Origin of the sequence: Micromonospora rhizosphaerae (assembly GCF_900091465.1) — a bacterium.
Taxonomy (GTDB): Bacteria; Actinomycetota; Actinomycetes; order Mycobacteriales; family Micromonosporaceae; genus Micromonospora; species Micromonospora rhizosphaerae.
Genome location: NZ_FMHV01000002.1, coordinates 2,600,126 through 2,622,200, shown reverse-complemented (window position 1 = coordinate 2,622,200; position 22,075 = coordinate 2,600,126). Strand labels below are relative to the sequence as shown.

Sequence of the window (22,075 nt, the reverse complement as noted above, 5' to 3'; positions counted from 1 at the left end):
GCACCGGGGGCCCTGCCGTTTCGCCGCCCCCCGCACCGGAGGTCGGCCCTGTCGCCGGCACCGGGTGCACCACCCGGCACCGGCGTCCAGTCAGCTCACCATGCCCGGTCCGCCCCGGCGGTCGGGCAGCTCACCATGCCCGGTCCGCCCCGGCGGTCGCGTCGGCCACCAGCGGCACCGTCGCGCTCAGCAGGGAACCGTCCCGCTCCAGCCGCGTCGGCCGGCCCAGCCGGGCCAGGGTCCGCAGCATCGGCGCGTTCTCCGCCTGGATGTGCAGCGCCAGCGCCGCGTACCCGGCCCGCTCGGCGTGCCCGGCCAGCCGGCGGAGCAGGGCCGTGCCGATCCCGCGCCGCTGCCAGTCGTCCCGGACCAGCAGCGCCACCTCGGCCTCGTCCCCCTCCGCCAGGAGGTTCGCCATCGCGACGACCGGATCCGCCGCCCCGCCCGAGTCCGTCGCGACCAGGGTGAGGCCGCGTGCCGGTTCGAGCAGCCGGCGCAGCCGCGGCGCGGGCGGGCACGCGGCCGCGCTCAGGTAGCGCCGCTGCCGACTCCGCGCCGAGCAGGACCCGTGCAGCTCCACCACGCCCGGCAGGTCGTCCGCCGTCGCCGGGCGTACGGCAAGCTCCGCCCCGTCGGGCAGGAGCAGGGTGACCAGGTCCGCCGACCGGCGGGTCACGGTCGCCGCCAGCTCGACCAGCGCCTGCGCCCGGGCGTACTCGGCCGGGGTGAAGCTGGGCGCGGCCCGGCGCAGCTCGAACGACCCGCCGGTCGGGTCGGCCAGCAGCATCGTCGCGGCGCCGATCCCGGAGCGGGCGCCGACCGGCACCGGTCGCCAGGTCACCGTGTCCGCTGCGAGCAGGGCGCGCAACGCCTCCCCGGTCGCGTCCGGGTCCCGGACCAGCCGGCTGGCCAGGCCGAGCACCCGGGTGGGCTGGTCGGCCAGGCCGCGCGCCTCGCTGCGCGCGACCCAGCAGTCCCGCCCCCTGCCCCGCTCGACGGCGGCCAACAGGTCGGCCTCGTCGAGCCGGTCCGGCGCGTCGACCAGGAAGTCGTCGACGGCCCCCAGTTCGGTGGTGTGCACCTGCACGGTGAGGATGTTGACCCCGCGCAACGCGAGGCTCGCCGTGAGCACCGACAGGTAGCCCGGTCGGTCGTCCACAGTGGCTCGGATCCGCCATAGCGCCATGTCTGCTCCCTTCCTCACCACAAGACCCTGCCGGGCGGCTGTTGCAACGCCGTTGCCCGTCGGTGACGCGGCGGGAACCGGTCAGGTGACGCTGGTCACGGGCGGGGCGCCGACCAGGTCAAGGCGGTCGCCGAGGATCACCGCGCTGGCCCGGACGAGCTGGGCGAGCCGGTCCACCTCGGTGGCGTGGAACGCGGGGGCGGCCAGCGGCTCGGTGTGGTCCCGGGCCACGACCAGCACCAGCCCGGCCCGGCCGAACGGCGCGACCGCGTAGTGGTTGCCGTCGGCGGTGGTCATCGACCGGGCCCGCAGCGGGGTCACCTGTGGCAGCCGGGGCGGGACCGTGGCCCGCCAGCTGGCGTACCCGACCATCGCCCCACCCGCCCCGCCGCTGCGGGAGGCCCAGTCCAGGGGTACGACCGCGGCCACCGCCCAGTCCGCGGCGAGCAGCCCGGGCACCGCGTCGACCAGGGTGGCCACCCCGTCGGTCCGGTTCGCGGCGACCTGTGCGAGCAGTTCGGCGTCCTGGCCGACGGTGGTCGGCGCGCCGATCGCCCGCCACACCCCGTCCACCCGTACGCCGGGGATGGCGGCGAGGCCTGCCAGCAGCCGCTCCACCCGCGCCGCCCCCGGCCAGACCACGGTGAAGTCGTCCACTGCCCGCCCGCCGAGCCGTTCCAGGACGACCACCTGGACGATGTCGGCGCCGGAGACGCCGAGTGTCCGGGCCACCTGGCCGAGCGTGCCCGGTCGGTCCGGCAGGGTCACCCGAACTCTCAGCAACATGTCTGGTACCTCCGCTCGGCGGGCCGGCCGCGGCGGCTGGCTGGCTGGACACCAGCCTGCCGATTGACCATTTCGCCCCTGTTGCCGCGGCATGTCCCGACCGGAAAATCCGACCTTGACAACAAAGCTGAGCTGCCATCAACTATCCGGATGACCGAACCGGCCGTCGACGCACCCCAGACCCCGACCGGCCCGGAGTCCGGCCGGTCTCCGAAGGGGCTGGACCTCGACCGGCTCGCCGCGTACCTGGCCGAGCACCGGCCCGAGCTGGTCACCGGCCCGCTGTCGGCCCGGCTGATCGCCGGCGGCAAGTCCAACCTGACGTACCTGGTTCGCGCCGGCGAGCAGGAGTTCGTGCTGCGCCGGCCGCCGCTCGGGCACGTGCTGGCCACCGCGCACGACATGGCCCGCGAGCACCGGGTGATCTCCGCGCTGACCCCGACCGAGGTGCCGGTGCCGGCGGCGCTGCTGTACTGCGCCGACGACGAGGTGATCGGCGCACCGTTCTACCTGATGGAGAAGGTCGACGGCGAGGTGTTCCGAAGCCGGTCGCAGACCGACCCGCTCACCGCCGGGCAGCGGCGCGACCTGGCGATGGCGATGATGGACACCCTCGCCGCGCTGCACATGGTCGAGCCGGCCGCGGTGGGGCTGGCCGACTTCGGTCGGCCAGAGGGCTACCTCGGCCGGCAGGTACGCCGCTGGGCCGGCCAGCTCGACCGCTCCCGCAGCCGCCCGCTGCCCGGGATCGACGAGCTGCGGGACGCGCTCGCGGAGACTGTGCCCGAGGGCGCCAACGCGGGGCGGATCGTGCACGGCGACTACCGGCTGGACAACCTCCTGGCCTCGGTCGACCCGGTCTCCGTCCGGGCGGTGCTGGACTGGGAGATGGCCACCCTCGGCGATCCGCTGGCCGACCTGGGGCTGCTGCTGACGTACTGGGACGTGCTCGGGGACAGCGACGCCGCCGACGGCAACCCGGTGGCCGACGGGCTCGGTCCGCGGGCCGGTTTCCCCACCGGCGCCGAGCTGATCGAGCGGTACGCCGGTCGCAGCGACGTCAACGTGGGGCCGCTGCACTGGCACGTCGCGCTCGGCTGCTTCAAGCTCGCGGTGATCTGCGAGGGGATCCACTACCGGCACACCCTCGGGCAGACCCTCGGCAGCGGCTTCGACCGCATCGGCGACATGGTCGCCCCGCTGGTCGACCACGGCCTCCACGCGGTCCGCGGGAAGTAACCACCGCCGGGCTCGCGCCCGCCGGTCAGGCGGAGGCGCGGTGGACGAGTTCGGTCGGCAGGAGGACGTGCCGGCTCGGGACCTCCTCGCCACTGATCCGGGAGACCAGCAGCCGGGCCATCTGGCGGCCCATCTCCTCCACCGGCTGGAAGACCGTGGTCAGCGGCGGCTCGGCCTGCCGGGCGATCGGGGCGTCGTCGAAGCCCACCACCGCCACGTCCTCGGGGACCCGCCGGCCGGCCTCGCGCAGCGTACGCAGGGCACCGAACGCCATCAGGTCGGAGGCGACGAAGACCGCGTCCAGGTCCGGGCGGATCTCCAGCAGCCGGCGCATGCAGGCGGTGCCACTGCCCTCGGTGAAGTCGCCGTACGCGACCAGGTCCTCGTCGGTACCGGCACCGGCCGCCCGGACCGCCTCCCGGTAGCCGGCCAACCGCGCCACGCCGGCGCCCATGTCCTGCGGGCCGGCGATGTGGGCGATCCGGCGGCGGCCCTGGCGGGCCAGGTGCTCCACCGCCTGCCGGGCTCCGCCGACGTTGTCCACGTCGACGTACCAGGCCGGCGGGGCGCCAGGCTTCAGCATCCGGGCCGGGCGACCGCCGAGCACGGTCGGCAGGCCACGCTCCTCCAGCAGGGTGGGCAGCGGGTCGGCGTCGTGAAGCGAGAGCAGCAGGACGCCGTCGACGTGCTGGTTGGTCAGGTGGTGCACGACCCGTTCCCGCTCGAGCGGCGACTGCACCATGGCCAGCCAGAGCTGCATCGGGGTGTCCAGCAGTCCGGAGCTGACGCCCCGCACGATGCCGGCGAAGAACGGCTCGGTGAAGACCCGCTCACCGGACTCGGAGACCACCAGCGCCACCGAGTCGGTCCGCTGGGTCACCAGCGCCCGCGCGGCCCGGTTCGGCACGTACCCGAGCTCGGCGATCGCCGCCTGGACGGCGGCCCGGGCCTCGGGGCTGACCTGGGGCGAGCCGTTGACCACGCGAGAGACGGTGCCGCGCCCCACGCCGGCGCGGGCGGCGACCGCGTCGAGGGTCGGGCGCCCGAGCGAGCGGGTGCGCTGCGTTGTCATCGTCTGCTCCTCCGACCTCGGGCGGGCCCGCCCGGTACCTCCAACGGCATCGGTGCCGGGCCGCCCGTTACTGCCTGGCCTGGAGCCTATTGTGCGGCCAGCCCGTTGCGTCGGATCACGTCGGCGTACCACCTGGCGCTGGACTTGGGGATCCGGGCCTGGTTGTCGTAGTCGACGTAGACCATGCCGAAGCGCTTGGTGTAGCCGAACGCCCACTCGAAGTTGTCCAGCAGTGACCAGGCGAAGTAGCCCTTCAACGGCACCCCGGCGCTGATCGCCGCGTGGGCGGCGCGCAGGTGCGCGTCGAAGTACGCCAGCCGCTCGGGGTCGTCGACGCGGCCGTCGACCAGCCGGTCGACGAAGGCGGAGCCGTTCTCGGTGACGTAAAGCGGCAGGTCGGTGTAGTCCCGGTGGACCCGTTCCAGCGTCTCGACCAGTCCGGGCGCGTCGATCTCCCAGTCCATGTCGGTGACCGGTATGCCCCGGGTGACGAACCGGACGTCCTCGCTGCCCGGCCAGCACGACGGCCCCCGCCAGTACGCCTCGGGCTCGGCGAGGGGCACCGGCGCGGCGACCACGTGCCGGCTGTAGTAGTTGACCCCGACCAAGTCCAGCGGGGTGGAGATGATCTCCAGATCGCCGTCCCGGACGTGCCCGAAGTCGCTGACCCGGCGCAGGTCGGCCGTCAGGTCCGCCGGGTACCACCCGCGCAGCACCGGATCCAGGAAAAATCGGTTCGCCAGCCCGTCGATGCGCCGGGCGGCGTCGATGTCGCTGTCCGCGTCGGTGGCCGGGGTGACCGGGTAGAGGTTGAGCGTAATGCCGAGCTGGGCCTCCGGGCGGGACGCCCGCAGCGCCTGCACGGCCAGCCCGTGGCCGAGCATCAGGTGGTGGCCGGCCCGGACGGCGTCCGCCCCGTCGGAGCGCCCCGGGGCGTGCACGCCGGAGCCGTAACCGAGGAACGCCGAGCACCACGGCTCGTTGAGGGTGGTCCAGTAGCGCACCCGGTCGCCGAGGGCGTCCGCGACGAGCTGGGCGTAGTCGGCGAACCGGCCGGCGGTGTCCCGGGCGGGCCAGCCGCCGGTGTCCTCCAGCGGCTGGGCCAGGTCCCAGTGGTAGAGGGTGAGCCAGGGCTCGATGCCGTGCGCCAGCAGTTCGTCGACCAGCCGCCGGTAGAAGTCCAGCCCCTCCTGGTTCGCCGGGCCCGTGCCGCCCGGCTGCACCCGGGGCCAGGAGATCGAGAACCGGTACGAGGTGAGTCCCAGTTCCGCCATCAGCCGGACGTCGTCGGGCATCCGGTGGTAGTGGTCGCAGGCCACGTCGCCGGTGTGCCCGGCCACCGTCCGGCCCTCGGTGTGGCTGAACGTGTCCCAGATCGACGGGGTGCGTCCGCCCTCGTGGGCCGCCCCCTCGATCTGGTAGGCGGCGGTGGCCGCGCCCCAGCGGAAGCCGGGCGGGAAGGCGAGCTGCCGTCCCGGGTCGAGGAGGCCGAGCGGGCTGGCGGGGTTGCTCACGACTTGACGGCACCTTCCATGATCCCGCCGATGATCTGGCGGCCGAACAGGACGAACACGATGAACAGCGGCAGGGTGGCGATCAACGTTCCGGCAAAGATCTGCGAGTTGTCGGCGAAGTAGGCCGTGTTGAGACTGCGCAGGGAGATCTGCACGGTCGGGTTGGCCGGGTCGGCCAGCACCACGAAGGGCCAGAAGAACTGGTTCCACTGCTCCATGAAGGTGAGCAGTCCGAGCACCGCGGCGGCGGGACGCAGGGCCGGCACCACCACGTGCCAGTACACCCGCCAGGTGGAGCAGCCGTCCACCCGCGCCGCCTCGATCAACTCGTTCGGCACCGCCTGCTCGGCGTACTGGCGCATCATGAAGATCCCGAAGCCGCCGATGAGGAAGGGCACGGTCACCGAGGCCATCGTGTTCAGCCAGTTGAGCTTCGCCATCAGGATGTACAGCGGCAGCACGCCGAGCTGGATGGGCACCATCATCGAGGCGAGGATGATCAGCAGCAGCGCGTTCTTGCCGCGGAAGCGGAGCTTGGCGAAGGCGAAGCCGGCGAGGGAGCCGAAGAAGACCGTCGCGACGGTGATCGTCCCGGAGACCAGGAACGAGTTCAGCAGGCCCTTGACGATGTTGGCGTCGCCGTTGTCCAGCACGCGCTGGATGTTCTCGCCGAGCTTGCCGCCGGGCAGGAACGGTGGCGGCCAGGAGTTGGCCGCGTCGTTGGTCCGCGAGGCGATCACGATCATCCAGTAGAACGGAAAGAGCGAGAGGATCACGCCGAGGACGAGCCCGAACCAGGTCACGGGGCTGGCTTTCCAGAGCAGCTCGGCGGAGTGGCCGGCGCCGCGCCGCTTCAGGGTGGGACGGACGGGTGGGCGGAGCGTGGTGGTCGTCATCTCGTCACCTCACGTGTCGGAGCTGATGCGTCGGGCCAGCAGGTAGTTCACCGCCGACATCAGCGCGATGAGCGCGAAGAGCACGAGCGCGACCGCGCCGGCGTACCCCCAGCGGAAGCGCTGGTTCATCACGTCGAGCAGGTACATGGTGATGGTCTGGAACTGCCCTTCCGAGCCGCCGGAGAGCCCGCCGGAGCCGCTGGTGAACAGCAGCGGCTCGGTGAAGAGCTGCAACCCGCCGATGGTGGAGATGATCAAAGTGAAGATGATCGTCGGGCGCAGCTGCGGGATGGTGATGGACCAGAACTGGCGTCGCCGGGAGGCGCCGTCCAGGGCGGCGGCCTCGTACATGTCCTTGCTGATGGACTGCATGGCGGCCAGGTAGATCAGGGCGTTGTAGCCGACCCACCGCCAGTCGACCATGGTGGAGATGGCGAACCAGGAGGCGAACCGGTTGGCCCGCCAGTCGATCGGGTCCACGCCGACGGTGTCGAGCACCCAGTTGACCAGGCCGAAGTCCTTGGCGTAGAGCATCGAGAAGATCAGCGCGACCACCGCGGTGGAGGTGATGATCGGCATGGCGATCGCCATCCGGAAGAAGGTCTGGGCACGCAGCCGGCGGTTGAGCGCGTTGGCCAGCACCAGCGCCAGCAGCAGCTGGGGCACGGTGGAGAGCAGGAACATGCCGAACGTGTTGACGACTGCGTTCCAGAACTGCGGGTCGTCGGTGATCAGTTCGACGAAGTTGTCCAGGCCGACGAAGGAGATCGTCGCGTTCAGCGGCGACCGGTCGGTCAGCGCGATCCACACCGTGTACGCGATGGGGTACGCGCTGAACACCGCGAAGATCACGAAGAACGGCAGGACGTACAGGTAGGGCGAGTACGTCAGGTCCAGCCGGGTGAGGGACACGCGGCGGGGCGCGGAACGGGCGGTGCGAGCGGGTCGGTGTTCAGGTGGTGCCGCGGCGTGCAGGTCGAGACTCATGGAACGTCCTTCTCCTCGGCCGGCGCCACCCGCCCACGCGGGGGACGCCGGGGGTGGGCGCCGCGGGCGGCGCCGACAGCCAGCGCAGTCGACGCCACCCGCGGACGGCTCGGCCGGGTCACTTGCCGGCGGCTTCGCCGTTCTTCAGCGCCGCCTGCCACTGCTCCTCGGCGGACTTGCCCTGCTCCACCGCGCGGAGGCTGTTCTCCACGGCGGTGCGGACCCCGTTGTTCTTCGGGCCGAGGTAGACCGGCTTCAGCTCGCTCGCACCGGCGGCGAAGATCTTGCCGACCGGGGCCTTGCTGAAGTAGGCGTTGGTCGAATCGGCCACGGCCGAGTCCGCCAGCGCCTGCGGCGAGGACGGCAGGTTGCCGACCTTCTTGAACGCCTCGATCTGACCCTTGGCGCTGGTCAGGAACTTGACCAGCTCGGCGGCCTCCTTGGCGTGCTTGCTCGACTTGGGCACGGCCAGGAAGGAGCCGCCCCAGTTGCCGCCGCTGCCGGGCGCCTTGGCGATGTCCCACTTGCCGGCCGCCGCGTCGCCGGCCTGACCCTTGATGACCCCGGTCATCCACGCTGGGCAGGCGATGGTGGCGAAGGTGCCGTTCTTGAAGCCGGCGTTCCACTCGTTGGAGAACGACTGGAGGTTGTTGGACAGGCTCGCCGCGATCATCTTCGTGGTCAGGTCGTACGCCGTCTTGACGTCCGGGTTGTCGCCGATGACCAGCTTGTTGCTCTTGTCGTAGTAGGTGTAGCCGGTGCCGGCCCCCGCGATCTGCATCAGCACCACGTTGTAGAAGTTGGTCGCCGAGTCGACGAACTTGTGCTTCTTGTCGGCGGCGGCGAACTTCTGGCCGGTGGCGATGAAGTCGTCCCAGGTGGCCCACAGGGCGCCGACCTGCTCGCGGTCGGTGGGCAGGCCGGCGGCCTTGAACAGGTCGCTGCGGTAGCACAGCGCCATCGAGCCGACGTCGGTGCCGAGGCCGAGCACCTTGCCGTCGGGGGTGGTGCCCTGCTCCCACTTCCAGGGCAGGAAGTTGCCCTTGAGGTCGGTGGCCCCGTAGTCGGCGAGGTTCACGAACTTGTCGGCCTGGGCGTAGAACTGGACGATGGTGCCCTCCTCCAGGGCCACCACGTCGCCCGCGCCCGAGCCAGCGGTGATCTGCTGGGTCAGCCGGGTGTTGTAGTCACCGAGGCCGAGACCCTTGCCCCGCTCCTGGATCTTGATGTTCGGGTGATCCGCTTCGTACTGCTTGTAGAGCTCGTCGTAGCCGAAGCCCTGGTCGCCGAAGACGTCGACGACGAGGGTGATCGGGCCGTCGTTGCCAGCGGTGCCCGACGAGTCGTCGCCGCAGGCGGTGGCGGTGGCGAGGACCGCGACGGACGCGAGCGCGATGGCCGCGAACCGGCGGCGCCGGATTGGGACGCTCATCCGAGACCCCTCTTTTCGGTGGTGAGGTTGGTGTCGTGTGGTGGGGGGTGCCGTGCCGCGCTCGCCGCCGCCGCTGGTGCCGTAAGGGTCACGAATGAGATCCGCGCCACAGTCGGGAGCGCTCCCACAAGCCTGCCGGTCGATGTCAGAGAGTGTCAATAGACCGATGGGAGCGTTCCATTTCGTTACCGCGTCGTTCGTCCGCGACGCGTCGACGGGGCCCTTCAGGCTCAGCGGGGCCGACCCGATCAGCAGAGGCGGCGCAGCAGGGTCGAGGCGCGGGCGGCGTCGAAGGCGTCCGGGTCGAAGCGCGCGCCGGCCCACTCCCGCATCGCCGTGTGCTCGGGGTGGCCCGGTTCGGCCAGGGCGGCCAGCAGGACCAGGTAGCCCGACGGGCCGCCGACGTCCTCCGGTGGGCAGGCCCGCGCCCCGTCGACGCAGGAGGGGTAGCGCTCGTCCGGGTCGGCGGTGCAGACGTCCTCCACCAGCAGGTCGTGCTCCCACCAGTCGCCGAAGTCGTAGGTGTAGTGGAACCGGCTGCCCTTGCCGACCACCGCGTCCAGGCGGACGTCCAGCTCGTCGCGGAGGGCCAGCTCGCCGTCGGGGTCCGGCTCGCCGTACTGGAGCCCGTCGATCTCGAACGAGTGCAGGTGGCAGTCCCGCCAGCCCATCGCGTACTGCACCACCCGGTGCAGCCGGTCGAGGGTGTAGCCGCCGGGGACCAGCACCCGCCGCCACACCGGCGGCCGGACCCCGGCCAGGGCGACCTTCAGCTGGAAGATCTGACGCGGCATGCTGTCCCATCCTCCCTCGGCATAGGCTGCCAGCATGATCTGCCGAGCGTGCCGCGAACGACGGCACGACGACTGTCCGGGGCGGAACTGGTGCGACTGCCAGCACCGTACCCCCCGACCGACCCCTCCGGTCACCGGTCCGGCGAGCGAATGAGCGGCGAAGTCCCGATTTCCCGGGTCTGGCCCGCACCGGCGACAGCGCCGCTGACCGATTCGGAGCTGGCCGCGCTCTACGGCCGCGCGGACCGGCCCCACCTGCGGGTGAACTTCGTGTCCAGCATCGACGGTGCGGTCACGGTGGACGAGTACTCCGCCGGGCTGTCCGGCGAAGCGGACAAGCGGGTCTTCGGGCTGCTGCGGATGCTCTGTGACGGGCTGGTGGTGGCCGCCGGCACGCTGCGGCACGAGGGGTACGGGTCGGTCCGGCTCAGCGAGCCGCGCCGGGCCTGGCGCCGCGAGCACGGCCTGGCCGAATACCCCACGCTGGTGGTGGTCTCCGCCTCGCTCGACCTCGACCCGGCCCAGGGCGCCTTCGCCGACGCGCCGGTCCGTCCGCTCATCCTCACCGGGGATGCCGCCGAGCCGCCGCCCGGCCTGACCGAGGTCGCCGACGTGATCCGCTGCGGCGGCGACCGGGTGGACCTCGCCGCCGGCCTCGCCGAGCTGCGCCGACGCGGGCTGGGTCAGCTGCTCTGCGAGGGTGGCCCGTACCTGTTCGGCGCGCTCACCGCGGCCGACGTCGTCGACGAGCTCTGCCTCACCGTCACGCCGCTGCTGGCCGGAGCCGGCGCGGGCCGGATCACGGCCGGGGACGCCAGCCCACCGCGCCGGCTGCCGCTGCGGCACGTGCTCGCCGCCGAGGACGGCGTGCTGATGCTCCGGTACGCCCGGGACGCGGCCGAGCCGCCACCGGCCGGCGCCGCGCCCGCCGCCTGACTCACCGCCCCGTCCAGCACGTCCACGAGGCTGGTCCGGCGATCTGGACGAGGATCGGGTCCGACCCGGCCGCACCGTCCGTAAGCTGTGGAAATGGGCTCACCGCAGGCAGCCGGCGAGGTGGCGGTCCACGGCCGACGCCGGCCGTTGCTCGCCGGTGGCCTGTTGGCCGGCTCCGGCCTGGTCGACGTGATCACCGCGTATGCCAACACGATGGGGGATCCGTTCGTGGTGGTGACGCGGCAGAGCGCCTACCGGGTCGACATCACCGGCTGGGCCTGGCTGCACGTGGCGATCGGCGCGGCGGTCATGGTCGCCGGGCTGCTGGTGTTCACCGGCCGGCGGGCCACGGTCCGGTTCGCCATCGCGGCAGCCGTGCTGGCGATCGCCGCCGACCTGCTCCTCTTCCCCTACGCGCCGATCCGGTCGGTGCTGGTGGTGGGGCTCAACGGCGCGGCCATCCGGCTGCTGGTCCGCCGCGGTGCCGCGCCGCCCGGCCGGCAGCCGTAGGGCCGCCGAGTGGTCGGAGCGCCGCGGGCGGTCAGCGGGGCTCGCAGATGCGGCCGGTGAGGGCCGGGTCGGCCTCCCGCTCGGGCGACCAGACCGGGTTGAGGGGCAGCGCGAGCGGAGGCGGCTGCCACGCGGCACCCAACCGCTGCAGCAGGCCGTACTCCCGTCTCGGCTGCTCGACTGGATCACCGGCCAGGAAGTCCATTACGCGCACCTCGGCGGCGCGGCGGCCGAGCAGGCCGCCGTGGAAGGCGGGCAGCTGAAAGGTCGGGATCCGGCTGTACTCGCCGGGCGGCGCCTCCGCCGCGCTGACCGTGGGCAGGAACGCGATCATGCGCACCCCGGGCACCGGGCAGAGCGTGCGGTTGCGAAAGAACGGTGCGTTGACGAGGACCGAGCGGATGAACGGCTGGTCGGGACTGCTCTTCACCTTCTGCGGCACGTTCGCCACCGCGAAGATCGCCCGCAGCCCCCAGCCCGTGGCCACCCCCCAACCGCTGTGTCCAGGGGGCGGATAGTAGGCGCGCCCCGGCTGGATCAGCGGGCTGAACAGCATCTCCGCCTCCACCGGGGACGGCCTCGACACCTTCTCCAGGTACATGCGCGCCACCATGGCGCCCTCGCTCTGCCCGAGCAGGGCCACCGGCCTACCGGTACGCCGGTGCAGCGAGTCGACGTGCGCCTCGAGCAGGACCGCGCTCTCCTCCAACGACTGGTGGGTGTCCCTCGGCCCGTACGGCAGCGGCCGGCCCTGGCCGTCGAGCCCCCGGTAGGAGAAACGCTCGACCCGCGGATCCGCCGCCGGCCGTCCGTCCCATTGCGAATCGTGCCCGGCGATGGCGATCACGGCGTGCGGGACCCGGTCCGGCAGCCGCTGCGAGATGATGGGGGGACGCCACTCCCCCGGCCTGCCCACCAGCAGGCCGGTCAGCGACTGCGATCCCACCGCGGCGGCCATGATGAGCACGATCGCGATCGGTGCCACCGGGACCCGCGCCCAACGAATGCGCTTAGGCAGCACGGCCGCGGCCACGGTCTGCCGCCAGAGCAGCGCGTTCGCCACCCCGGACAGGGCGGCCACCGCGACCGGCCACCAGCCCGGAACGCTCGCGATGAGGGCGGCGGCGACGGTGAGGACGGTGAAGTTGAGCAGCGACCACCCGAGCAACTCGATCGTGGGCAGACCCCGCCACCAGCGGGCGACCACCCCCGCCCGCTGCAGGAACGGGGCGAGCAGCAGCATCGGGACGAGCGAGGAGAGCAGGTACCAGGAGAGCGCTACCGTGGAGAACGCCACCGAGAGTGCGGCCCACGGAGAGATGATCACCGCGGCGAGCGCGGCGACCTCCAGGTTCCGCCTGACGAGCCAACCGAACGAGGGACGGTCCACCTGCCCGGGCCAGGCCGACGCGGTCAGCCCCGCCGAGAGCAGGCCACGGAACGCGATGAGGGCAAGCAGGCCGAGCACAAAAGCCGACCAGGAGTTGTGGTAGACGAGCAGCCAGCGCAGGTCGTGGTATGAGTCGTACGGCCAGACGGCGGTGACCTGGGGAGCCAGGCCCCGGGCGGCGTGGAAGCCGATGCCGACCAGCACGGCGGCCTCCATTACCGGCGGCAGCACGGCGAGGGCCAGCAGCGCAACCCATCGGCCGCCTGATGAAGTCACGGTCGCTCCTCGCGCCCGGGATGTCGGCTACCTGCATTGTTCTCGCGGCTGGCCGCAGGCGGGCGGAAATGGCCACGATCCGGTGACGGAGCGCGCACGCCCCGTTCCGGTGAGAGGTGGTGGCGTGGCATCCGCCGCGTCGCGTGGCAACCTGTCGCATCCCTCGGGCAGGATGCTCCTCGTGCCCCGCGACCGAGACGACCAGCCGACCGGAGTCCGCCGATGACCGACGACCTGCTCGACGGCCCCGGCGAAGGCGTCGGCCGGGTGCTCGGCACCGCCGACGCCACCCCGCTGACCTTCTGGACCGCCGTCGCCCCCGGCAGCTATCTCCAGCTCGACGACGTGGTGGTCACCCGCCGGGAGTTGCCCGACCGGGAGCCGGTGACCATCGCCGGCGTGGTCACCCAGGTCCGCGCCCGGCACGAGGGCGCGCAGTTCGACTCCGACGTCTTCGCCATCGCCGACGGCACCCTCCCCGCGCAGGTGCAGGAGGCCGCCGAGATCACCACCACCCGGGTCGACCCGGAGTTCTACGTCCCGCCCACCCCGGGGGCCGTCGTGCACCGGGCCGAGGGCGACGCCCGGGCCCGCGCGCTGCACTTCGACCGAATGGAACGCCGGATCCCGATGGGCATGGGTCGCGACGGCGTCCCGGTCTACCTCAACGCCGACTTCCTCGACGGCACCCGGGGCGCCCACGTCTCCATCTCCGGCATCTCCGGGGTGGCCACCAAGACCAGCTTCGCCACCTTCCTCCTCTACTCGGTCTTCCGCTCCGGCGTGCTCGGCGGCGACGCGGTCAACGCCAAGGCGCTGATCTTCAACGTCAAGGGCGAGGACCTGCTCTTTCTCGACCACCCCAACGCCCGGCTCGACGAGGCCACCCGGGCCGGTTACGCGCAGCTCGGGCTGGCCGCCGGCGCCTTCCCCGACGTGCGGGTGTATGCCCCGCCCCGGGTCGGCGACTCCTCCGGCACGCCGGACGTGAGCAGTCGGCTCACCGGGGTGGACAGCTTCTACTGGACGCTGAGCGAGTTCTGCGCCGACCGGCTCCTGCCGTACGTCTTCGCCGACGCCGACGACGAGCGCCAGCAGTACACGATGGTGGTGCATTCTGTCGCCGCCCACCTGGCCCGGTACGCCCAGCCCGCCGACGGCGGGGTGAGCATCGACGGCGTCCGGCTCGGGTCGTACGGCGACCTGGTCGACCACATCGTCGAGCAGCTCAACGACGACGAGACCCGGGCCGACTGGGCGGGCAGCGCGGTCGGCCTGGGCACGGTCAACGCGTTCGCCCGGCGGCTGATCGGCAGCAAGAAGGACCTGGGCCGGCTCATCCGCGGCGACCTCGCCACCCGCCGCCCCCACTCGATCAACACCGCCGAGTCCGCCCAGGTCACCGTGGTCGACCTGCACAACCTGCCGGACCGCGCACAGCGGTTCGTGGTCGGCGTGACGCTCAAGAGCGAGTTCGAGCGCAAAGAGAAGGCCGGCACCGCCAAGCCGCTGCTCTTCGTCGTCCTCGACGAGCTCAACAAGTACGCCCCGCGCGAGGGTTCGTCGCCGATCAAGGAGGTGCTGCTGGACATCGCCGAGCGCGGCCGCTCGCTCGGGGTGATCCTGGTCGGCGCGCAGCAGACGGCGAGCGAGGTGGAACGGCGGATCGTCACCAACTCGGCGATCCGGGTGGTCGGCCGGCTCGACCCGGCCGAGGCGTCCCGTCCCGAGTACGGCTTCCTCCCGCCGGCCCAGCGCCAGCGGGCGCTGCTGGCCAAGCCGGGCACCATGTTCGTCAACCAGCCAGACATCCCGGTGCCGCTCTGCCTGGAGTTCCCCTTCCCGGCCTGGGCGACCCGGGTCTCCGAGGCCGGCCGCGCCCCGTCGGAGACGCTGCGCTCGATCACCCAGTCGGCCGACCCGTTCGCGGTGGTCGGCTCCGGGCCCACCGACGACGACATTCCGTTCTGAGGGCGGTGACCACCCATGAAGATCCTGCACACCTCCGACTGGCACGTCGGCAAGGTCCTCAAGGGGCAGTCCCGGGCCGAGGAGCACAAGCAGGTGCTGGCCCAGGTGATCGAGACCGCCCGCACCGAGCGCCCTGACCTGGTCATCGTGGCCGGTGACCTCTACGACACCGCGGCGCCCACCCCGGAGGCGACCCGGCTGGTGACCCGGGCGCTGACCGCGCTGCGGCGCACCGGGGCGGACGTGGTCGCCATCGGCGGCAACCACGACAACGGCGCGGCGCTCGACGCGCTGCGCCCCTGGGCCGAGGCGGCCGGGATCACCCTGCGCGGCAGCGTCCGGGACAATCCGGCCGACCACATCATCGACGGGGTCACCGCCGACGGCGAGCGCTGGCAGCTGGCCGCGCTGCCCTTCCTCTCCCAGCGGTACGCCGTCCGCGCCGTGGAGATGTACGAGCTGACCGCGGCCGAGGCCAACCAGACGTACGCCGACCACCTCGGGCGGGTCCTGGCCCGGCTCACCGAGGGCTTCACCGAGCCCGACCGGGTGCACCTGGTCACCGCCCACCTGACCGTGGTCGGCGCGAGCACCGGCGGCGGCGAGCGGGACGCGCACACCGTCCTCGGGTACGCCGTACCGGCCACGGTCTTCCCCGGCAACGCGCACTACGTGGCGCTGGGCCACCTGCACCGCTCCCAGCGGGTGATCGGGCCCTGCCCGGTGCGCTACAGCGGCAGCCCGCTCGCCGTCGACTTCGGCGAGCAGGAGAACGTCGGCTCGGTGACCGTCGTCGAGGTCACCGCGACCACCGCCGCCCAGATCCGGGAGGTGCCGGTGCCGGGGGCGGTCCCGCTGCGCACCGTCCGGGGCACCCTGGCCCAGCTCGCCGAGATCGAGGCGCCGGAGGGCTGGCTGCGGGTGTACGTCCGCGAGCAGCCCCGAGCGGGGCTCCGCGAGGAGGTGCAGGAGCTGCTGCCCCGCGCGCTGGAGATCCGGATCGACCCCGAGCTGGTTCCCGTGCCCGGCAGCGGCACCCGCACCGCCCAGCGCGCCGGCCGCTCCCCCCACGAGCTCTTCGCCGACTACCTGAGCAGCCGGGGGCACGCCGACGAGGGCGTCCAGGAACTCTTCGACGAGCTCCTCGAGGGGGTCGACCACTGATGCGACCGATGCGGCTGGACATGGCCGGCTTCACCGTCTTTCGCGAGGAGACCACGGTCGACTTCACCGACGCGGACTTCTTCGCCCTGGTCGGCCCGACCGGCTCCGGCAAGTCGACGGTGCTCGACGCGATCTGCTTCGCCCTCTACGGCACCGTGCCCCGCTGGGGTGGTGCCCGCGGCCTGGCCAACGCGCTCGCCCCCTCGGCCAGCGAGGCCCGCGTCCGGCTGGTCTTCGAGTCCGCCGGCGACCGGTACGTGGCGACCCGGGTGGTCCGCCGGGACGGCCGCGGCACCGTCAAGACCGCCAATGCCGGGTTGCAGCTCATGCCCGCCGGCTTCGACGTGACCAAGCTCGACACCGGGCTCAGCCCGGAGGATCTCGGCCAGGTGGTCGCCGGCACCCCCGCCGAGATGGAGCAGGCGGTGCTGGCGGCGGTCGGGCTGCCGTACGAGCAGTTCACCAGCTGCGTGCTGCTGCCGCAGGGGCAGTTCGCCGACTTCCTGCACGCCAAGCCCGCCACCCGGCAGCAGATCCTGGTCAACCTGCTCGGCCTCGGCGTTTACGAGGAGGTGCAGAAGCGGGCCACCGAGCGTGCCGGCCAGGCCGAGGCGAAGCTGGAGGCCGTCGACCGGGTGCTGGGCGGGCTCACCGACGTCGACGACGCGGCGCTGGCCACGGCCGAGGAGCGGGTGGGCCGGATGCGCGAGCTGGCCGGGGCGGTCGCGGTGGCCGTACCGGAGCTGGAGCGGGCCCGAGCGACGGCGCGGGAGGCGACGGCGGCGCTGGCCGCCCTCGACGCCGAGCTGGCCGTGCTGGCCGGGGTGCGGGCGCCGGGCCGCATCGCCGAGCTGGCCCAGGCCGTCACCGCCGCCCGGGCCGCCGCCGACGAGGCGGCCACCGCGGTGGCGCTGGCCGAGGAGCGGGAGGAGAAGCTGCGCGGCGAGCTGGCCGGGGCCGGCGACGAGAGCGCGCTGCGCCTGCTGCTGAAGGCGCACGCGGACCGGGACCGGCTGACCGGCGAGGCCGCGGCCGTGCGGGTAGCGGTGACCGCGGCGCAGGCGGAGCACGACGCGGCGGCCCAGGCCCTGGCCGCGGCCCGCGTGGCGGCCGAGCGCGCCGACGCGGAGCTGGAGGCGGCGTTCCGCGCGCACGAGGCGGCGAAGGCCACCGACCAGGCCGTCGCGCTCCGCGCGCACCTGGTCGACGGCGCGCCCTGCCCGGTGTGCGAGCAGGTGGTGACCCGGGTGCCGGCGGTGCCCGCCGGGTCGGCGGTGGCCCGGGCCACCGCCGCCGGGAAGGCGGCCCGCGCCGCCACCGAGGCGGCGAAGCGGGTGGTGCAGGAGCGCGATGCCGCCGCCCGCGACCTGGAGCGGGTGCTGCTGCGGGCCCGCGCCCAGCACGATCAGTTCCGGGACCGGCTGGCCGAGCTGGACGAGCAGCTCTCCGGTGCGGCCACCCCGGCGGCGCTGCGCCGGGATCTCGACGAGCATGCCCGGCTGCGGCGGGCGCTGGAGGAGGCGGCGGCCGCCGTGCGCGCCGGCCGGGACGCCGCCCGACGGGCCCGTGGGGCGCTCGACGGCGCCGAGGAGCGGCTGCGCACGGCGTGGCGGGACTTCGACACCACCCGGGACGGGCTGGCCCGGTTCGGCCCGCCGACCGCGGAACGCGACGACGTGGCCGCCGCGTGGGCCGCCCTGGCCGCGTGGGCTGGTGAGCAGGCCGACCGGCGGCGCGCCGAGCGGGTCGGGCTGGCCGCCTCGGTCACCGAGGCCCGGACGGCCGCCGGGGCGGTCGACGAGCGGATCGGAGGCCTCTTCACCGACGCCGGGCTGGACGTCCCGGACGACCCGGTCCGGGCCGCTGCCGTGGCGGTGGAACGCGCCGAGGCCGAGCTGCGCCGGCTGGTCGAGCGGCGCGAACAGGCCGCCGGGCTGCGCGAGCAGCGGGCCGGCCACGAGCGGGAGGCCCGGGTGGCCCGGGCCCTCGCCGGGCACCTGCGGGCCAACAACTTCGAGCGCTGGCTGCTGGCCGAGGCGCTGGACCTGCTGGTCGACGGCGCGTCGCGGATCCTGCGCGAGCTCTCCAACGGCCAGTACGACCTGGTGCACGACAAGGGGGAGTTCTTCGTCGTCGACCACCACGACGCCGGGCTGCGCCGGGGGGTGCGGACCCTCTCCGGCGGGGAGACCTTCCAGGCCTCGCTGGCGCTGGCGCTGGCCCTCTCCGAGCAGCTGGCTGGGATGTCGACCACCGCGGCGAGCCTGGAGTCGATCGTGCTGGACGAGGGCTTCGGCACGCTGGACGCGGCCACCCTGGACACCGTCGCCGCCACCCTGGAAAATCTCGCGGCCCGTGGCGACCGGATGGTCGGCGTGGTCACCCACGTGCCGGCGCTGGCCGAGCGGATCCCGGTCCGCTTCGAGGTCCGCAAGGACGCCCGCACGGCCCGGGTAGAACGGACCGGCCTGTGAATACGGGGGCGGCGTGACGCGACCGCGGTTCTTCGTCGACGCGTGGGATCCGGCGTACGGGGCCTCGTTCGAGGCGTCGGCGGCTGGGCCGGCGGCGCCGAGCAGCGCCCAGGTCGACGCGGACGTCGAGCTGCCGGCGGTGGACTGGCGGGCGATCGGCGTCCGGCGGGACGTGCTCGCCCCGGACGTGGTGCTGCTGGTCGACGGGGTACGCCGGATCGACGCCAGCCTCTGGACGGCCGAGGACGACGGCGGCTCCTTCCCCGGCCTCGCCGCCTCGTACGCCGCCGGGGTGGTCCGCTGCGACCTGGAGCGCGGCGCGGCGGAGCTGGCCGGCGCCCGGGTCGGCCGGGGTCTCTTCACCGCCAGCCCGTCCGTGGCGGACGTGGTGGCCGGCCAGATTCGCTACCCGGTGCACCGGGTGGGTGGCACCGGCGAGCTGAGCAAGCTCCCGGCGGCGGTGCAGGGTCCGCTGACCGCGCTGGAGGTGGAGGTCTCCAACGCCGCGCGGGTCGACGGCGACCTGCTGGTGGTGGACGGTCCGCTGCGCAGCCGTCGGCAACTGCCGCGCACCCTGGGCTACATCAAGACCCAGCACAGTCAGTACCTGGACGCCCGGCTGACCGCGGTGGTGACCGGGCTGGTGCCGGGCCAGCGCTCGCCGGTGTTCCGGCTCGGCACCGCCTGGGGCGGCTACTCCTGGTATCTCCGGCTGCCGGTGGCAAGTGGCGCGCCCTGGGCCGGCATCGTGCGGGTGGAGTGCTCGGCCGAGCTGACCCCGGCCGAGGCGATCAAGCTGGCCGACCTCTCCCTGGTCACCCTCCCCCGGTTCGCCTCCACGCCGTACAAGGACCCGCGCGCCCCGCAGAACCTCGTCCCCATCGCCGGGCTGGAACGCCGGCTGCGCGGCCTGCTCGGTGACGCCCGCCTGCTGCACCGGGTGCTGACCGCGGCCGCCCGGGGAATCCGGCGCTGATGGGCCGCCGACGCCGCGCCGACCGGGTGATCGAGCAGGTCGACACCGGGCAGGCCGAGCTGGTGCCGGACCCGGCCCGGGCCGGCTCGTGGACGCTGCTCCTCGGCGGCGCCCCGCAGTCGCATGTGGACCTGGCCGACCCGACCCACCTCGAGTTCGAGTACGTCCGGCGGCTCGCCGCCGCGATCGACCTGATCGCCCCGGCCGGTGCGCCGCTGCGCGTGCTGCACCTCGGCGGCGGCGCGCTGACCCTGCCCCGCTACGTCACCGCCACCCGACCGGGGTCGAGCCAGCGGGTGTCCGAGGTGGACGGCGCCCTGGTCGAGCTGGTCCGCCGGGTCCTGCCCTGGCCCACCGACCCCCGGCTGCGGGTCCGGGTGGCCGACGCCCGGGCGACCCTGACCGCCAGCCGGGACGGCAGCTACGACGTGGTGGTGGCGGACGTCTTCGCCGGCGCCCGCACCCCGGCCCACCTGACCTCGGTGGAGTACGTCGCCGAGGTGGCCCGGGTGCTCCGCCCGGACGGCTGGTACCTCGCCAACATCGCCGACGGGCCGCCGCTGCGGCACGCCCGCGCCCAGGTCGCCACGGTCCGGTCGGTGCTGCCGCGGGCCTGCGTGGTCGGCGACGCGGCGGTGCTGCGTGGCCGGCGCTACGGAAACCTGGTGCTGGTGGCGGGGCGGGTCGAGCCGCCGGTGCCGGAGCTGACCCGACGGGCGGCCGGCGACTGGTTCCCCGGGCGGGTGCTGGCCGGCGACGAACTGGAGCGGTTCGCCGGCGGCGCCCCGGTGGTGCACGACGCGGACGCCACCGCCTCCACCCCACCCCCGCCCGGAATTTTCTCCGTGCGCCGTTGATCCGCTCGGCGGGTCACTCCGTATCACCGGGCGGCCATGCCCGTGGGGGCCGGCTGATGTCATTGGACACCCGGAGGTCTGCATGCATGCGGTGGCGGCCGGCTGGCAGGGCGACATGGCAAGGCCCGAGTGGATGTTCGCCCGGGCCCAGCCGTCGCGCGCGTCGGGGTCGGGCCATGGGGTCGACGGGTGTCCCGGCGATCGCCAGAATGGCCCGGTGACGCCGCGACCGGTGCCCGGACGCCACCAGGCAGCCTCCACTGAGGTCAGTCATTCCGACCAGCTGATCCGGCTGCTCTACGCCGAGCACGCCGGCCCGCTGCTGATGTTCGTGATGCGACTGACCGGCGGCGACCGGCAGCGCGCCGAGGACATCGTCCAGGAGACGCTGCTGCGCGCCTGGCGCAACGCGCACCGGCTGGGCACGCAGGGGCAGGGGTCGCTGCGACCCTGGCTGGTCACCGTCGCCCGGCGGATCGCCATCGACGAGCACCGCAGCGAACAGGCCCGCCCGACCGAGACGTACGACCGGGACCTGACCGCGTTCGCCGAGGCGGACAGCACGGACCGGGTCCTGCGGACGATGACGGTGGCGGACGCGCTGCGTACGCTGAGCCAGTCGCACCGGGAGATCCTGGTGGCGACGTACTTCCGGGGGCGGACGGTGCCGGAGGCGGCCGCGGAGCTGGGCCTTCCGCTCGGCACCGCCAAGTCGCGGGTCTACTACGCGCTGCGCGCGCTGCGCACGGCTCTCCAGGAGCGGGGGGTGACGGAATGAGCCGGGCAGATCACCTGGACGTGGCCGCGTATGCGCTGGGCGTGCTGGATCAACAGGACACCGAGCGGTTCGAGGAGCACCTCGCCACCTGCTGGGCGTGCGCGGCGGAGCTGGAGACCATGGTGCCGGTGGTGGGGCTGCTCTCCGGGATCGACGGGGAGACCATGACCGCCCTGGAGCAGACCCACACCGATCCCGCCCTGCTGGACCGGACCCTGATGGCGGTGCGGCTCGACCGGCGGCGCGCCCGGTTCCGCCAGCTGCTCGCCACGGCGGCGGCCGTGGTGGTCTTCGGCGGCGTCAGCGGCGTCGGCATCGCCGGCATCGCGGGCATCGGCGACGAGCGGGTCCCGTACGCGGAGCCGACCCTGACCACGCCGGTCACCGCCCCGCCGAGCGATGTCCCGGCCGACCCCAACGACCCGAACATCGGCGGTAATGAGCAGGAGGGCGAGCAGCACGACGCCACCGATCCGACCACCGGGGTGAAGACGACGATGTGGCTCACCTCGAAGGAGTACGGCACCAGGATCGACCTTCAGCTCGCCAAGCTGCCCGGGCCGCGCACCTGCCGACTGGTGGTGATCCGGAAGAACTCCACCACCGAGGTGATCTCGACCTGGGCCGTGCCGGGCGGCGGCTACGGGACCAACAGCAATCAGCTCCCGCTGGAGCTGACCGCGTCCACCTCCGCCGGACGGGACGACATCGAGAAGATCCAGGTGCAGTCGATCGACGCGAAGGGGGTGGCCAGCCCGCTGGTGACGGTGGCCGACCTCTGACCCGCCACGACGTCGGCGCCGGGCAGTGCCCCGGCGCCGCTTCGGCGTGCCCGGC

General features: G+C 73.4%; 19 protein-coding genes. 10 read left to right on the top strand and 9 right to left on the bottom strand.

Going from position 1 to position 22,075, the window contains the following annotated elements; genetic code table 11:
* Positions 1–130 precede the first annotated feature (130 nt).
* Together GA0070624_RS12610 and GA0070624_RS12605 are read right to left on the bottom strand one after the other, a co-directional pair.
* Positions 131–1,186 (bottom strand): GNAT family N-acetyltransferase, encoded by a 1,056-nt coding sequence (locus GA0070624_RS12610; RefSeq protein WP_091340679.1) that lies wholly within the window; start codon positions 1,184–1,186, stop codon positions 131–133.
* Positions 1,187–1,267: 81 nt separating this feature from the next.
* Entirely contained in the window at positions 1,268–1,972 is a 705-nt protein-coding gene (locus tag GA0070624_RS12605) for an ACT domain-containing protein (protein WP_091340676.1), read from the bottom strand.
* Positions 1,973–2,122: 150 nt separating this feature from the next.
* Here GA0070624_RS12605 and GA0070624_RS12600 point away from each other — a divergent pair, with 150 nt between their 5' ends.
* Complete coding sequence (locus GA0070624_RS12600; protein ID WP_091340673.1) at positions 2,123–3,211, top strand: phosphotransferase family protein; 1,089 nt, start codon at positions 2,123–2,125, stop codon at positions 3,209–3,211.
* Between the two features lie 25 nt (positions 3,212–3,236).
* On the opposite strand, the gene GA0070624_RS12595 is transcribed toward GA0070624_RS12600, so the two are convergent.
* The 6 genes from GA0070624_RS12595 to GA0070624_RS12570 all read right to left on the bottom strand — a co-directional run bounded on the left by GA0070624_RS12595 (position 3,237) and on the right by GA0070624_RS12570 (position 9,906).
* A complete protein-coding gene (locus tag GA0070624_RS12595; protein WP_091340669.1) occupies positions 3,237–4,283 on the bottom strand; it encodes a LacI family DNA-binding transcriptional regulator in 1,047 nt (348 codons plus the stop codon).
* Between the two features lie 86 nt (positions 4,284–4,369).
* Positions 4,370–5,797 (bottom strand): GH1 family beta-glucosidase, encoded by a 1,428-nt coding sequence (locus tag GA0070624_RS12590; protein WP_091340665.1) that lies wholly within the window; start codon positions 5,795–5,797, stop codon positions 4,370–4,372.
* The gene (locus GA0070624_RS12585) at positions 5,794–6,693 is read right to left on the bottom strand and encodes a carbohydrate ABC transporter permease (RefSeq protein WP_091340662.1); all 900 of its coding nucleotides are present in this window, start codon (positions 6,691–6,693) and stop codon (positions 5,794–5,796) included. Before GA0070624_RS12585 ends, GA0070624_RS12590 begins: the two co-directional genes overlap by 4 nt.
* A 9-nt stretch (positions 6,694–6,702) precedes the next feature.
* Positions 6,703–7,680, bottom strand: a complete 978-nt coding sequence (locus tag GA0070624_RS12580; protein ID WP_091340660.1) for a carbohydrate ABC transporter permease — start codon at positions 7,678–7,680, stop codon at positions 6,703–6,705.
* A gap of 118 nt (positions 7,681–7,798) precedes the next feature.
* Positions 7,799–9,112, bottom strand: coding sequence for an ABC transporter substrate-binding protein (locus GA0070624_RS12575; RefSeq protein WP_091340657.1), 1,314 nt, complete (start codon positions 9,110–9,112; stop codon positions 7,799–7,801).
* A gap of 248 nt (positions 9,113–9,360) precedes the next feature.
* Positions 9,361–9,906, bottom strand: a complete 546-nt coding sequence (locus GA0070624_RS12570; protein ID WP_091340654.1) for a plasmid pRiA4b ORF-3 family protein — start codon at positions 9,904–9,906, stop codon at positions 9,361–9,363.
* Positions 9,907–10,056: 150 nt separating this feature from the next.
* Here GA0070624_RS12570 and GA0070624_RS12565 point away from each other — a divergent pair, with 150 nt between their 5' ends.
* Both GA0070624_RS12565 and GA0070624_RS12560 read left to right on the top strand, forming a co-directional pair.
* Complete coding sequence (locus tag GA0070624_RS12565) at positions 10,057–10,842, top strand: pyrimidine reductase family protein (protein WP_091340652.1); 786 nt, start codon at positions 10,057–10,059, stop codon at positions 10,840–10,842.
* A gap of 93 nt (positions 10,843–10,935) precedes the next feature.
* On the top strand, positions 10,936–11,352 hold the full coding sequence (locus GA0070624_RS12560) for a DUF7144 family membrane protein (protein WP_141714990.1): 417 nt from the start codon (positions 10,936–10,938) through the stop codon (positions 11,350–11,352).
* A 31-nt stretch (positions 11,353–11,383) separates the two neighbouring features.
* Here GA0070624_RS12560 and GA0070624_RS12555 read toward each other — a convergent pair whose 3' ends face one another.
* Positions 11,384–12,958 carry an alpha/beta fold hydrolase gene (locus GA0070624_RS12555; protein WP_245719147.1) on the bottom strand — a complete coding sequence of 525 codons (1,575 nt, stop codon included), beginning with the start codon at positions 12,956–12,958 and terminating at the stop codon, positions 11,384–11,386.
* Between the two features lie 282 nt (positions 12,959–13,240).
* Here GA0070624_RS12555 and GA0070624_RS12550 point away from each other — a divergent pair, with 282 nt between their 5' ends.
* The 7 genes from GA0070624_RS12550 (at position 13,241) to GA0070624_RS12520 (ending at position 22,020) form a co-directional block, all read left to right on the top strand.
* Positions 13,241–14,989 carry an ATP-binding protein gene (locus GA0070624_RS12550; protein ID WP_091340645.1) on the top strand — a complete coding sequence of 583 codons (1,749 nt, stop codon included), beginning with the start codon at positions 13,241–13,243 and terminating at the stop codon, positions 14,987–14,989.
* Between the two features lie 15 nt (positions 14,990–15,004).
* A complete protein-coding gene (locus GA0070624_RS12545) occupies positions 15,005–16,153 on the top strand; it encodes an exonuclease SbcCD subunit D (RefSeq protein ID WP_091340642.1) in 1,149 nt (382 codons plus the stop codon).
* On the top strand, positions 16,153–18,627 hold the full coding sequence (locus tag GA0070624_RS12540) for an AAA family ATPase (protein WP_091340641.1): 2,475 nt from the start codon (positions 16,153–16,155) through the stop codon (positions 18,625–18,627). The genes GA0070624_RS12545 and GA0070624_RS12540 overlap by 1 nt, the downstream gene beginning before the upstream one ends.
* 13 nt (positions 18,628–18,640) lie before the next feature.
* Complete coding sequence (locus tag GA0070624_RS12535; protein ID WP_091340638.1) at positions 18,641–19,603, top strand: hypothetical protein; 963 nt, start codon at positions 18,641–18,643, stop codon at positions 19,601–19,603.
* A complete protein-coding gene (locus tag GA0070624_RS12530) occupies positions 19,603–20,460 on the top strand; it encodes a spermidine synthase (RefSeq protein ID WP_091340635.1) in 858 nt (285 codons plus the stop codon). The genes GA0070624_RS12535 and GA0070624_RS12530 overlap by 1 nt, the downstream gene beginning before the upstream one ends.
* An 82-nt stretch (positions 20,461–20,542) precedes the next feature.
* Entirely contained in the window at positions 20,543–21,238 is a 696-nt protein-coding gene (locus GA0070624_RS12525) for a sigma-70 family RNA polymerase sigma factor (RefSeq protein ID WP_091340634.1), read from the top strand.
* Positions 21,235–22,020 carry an anti-sigma factor family protein gene (locus GA0070624_RS12520; RefSeq protein ID WP_091340631.1) on the top strand — a complete coding sequence of 262 codons (786 nt, stop codon included), beginning with the start codon at positions 21,235–21,237 and terminating at the stop codon, positions 22,018–22,020. The genes GA0070624_RS12525 and GA0070624_RS12520 overlap by 4 nt, the downstream gene beginning before the upstream one ends.
* Positions 22,021–22,075: the final 55 nt, after the last annotated feature.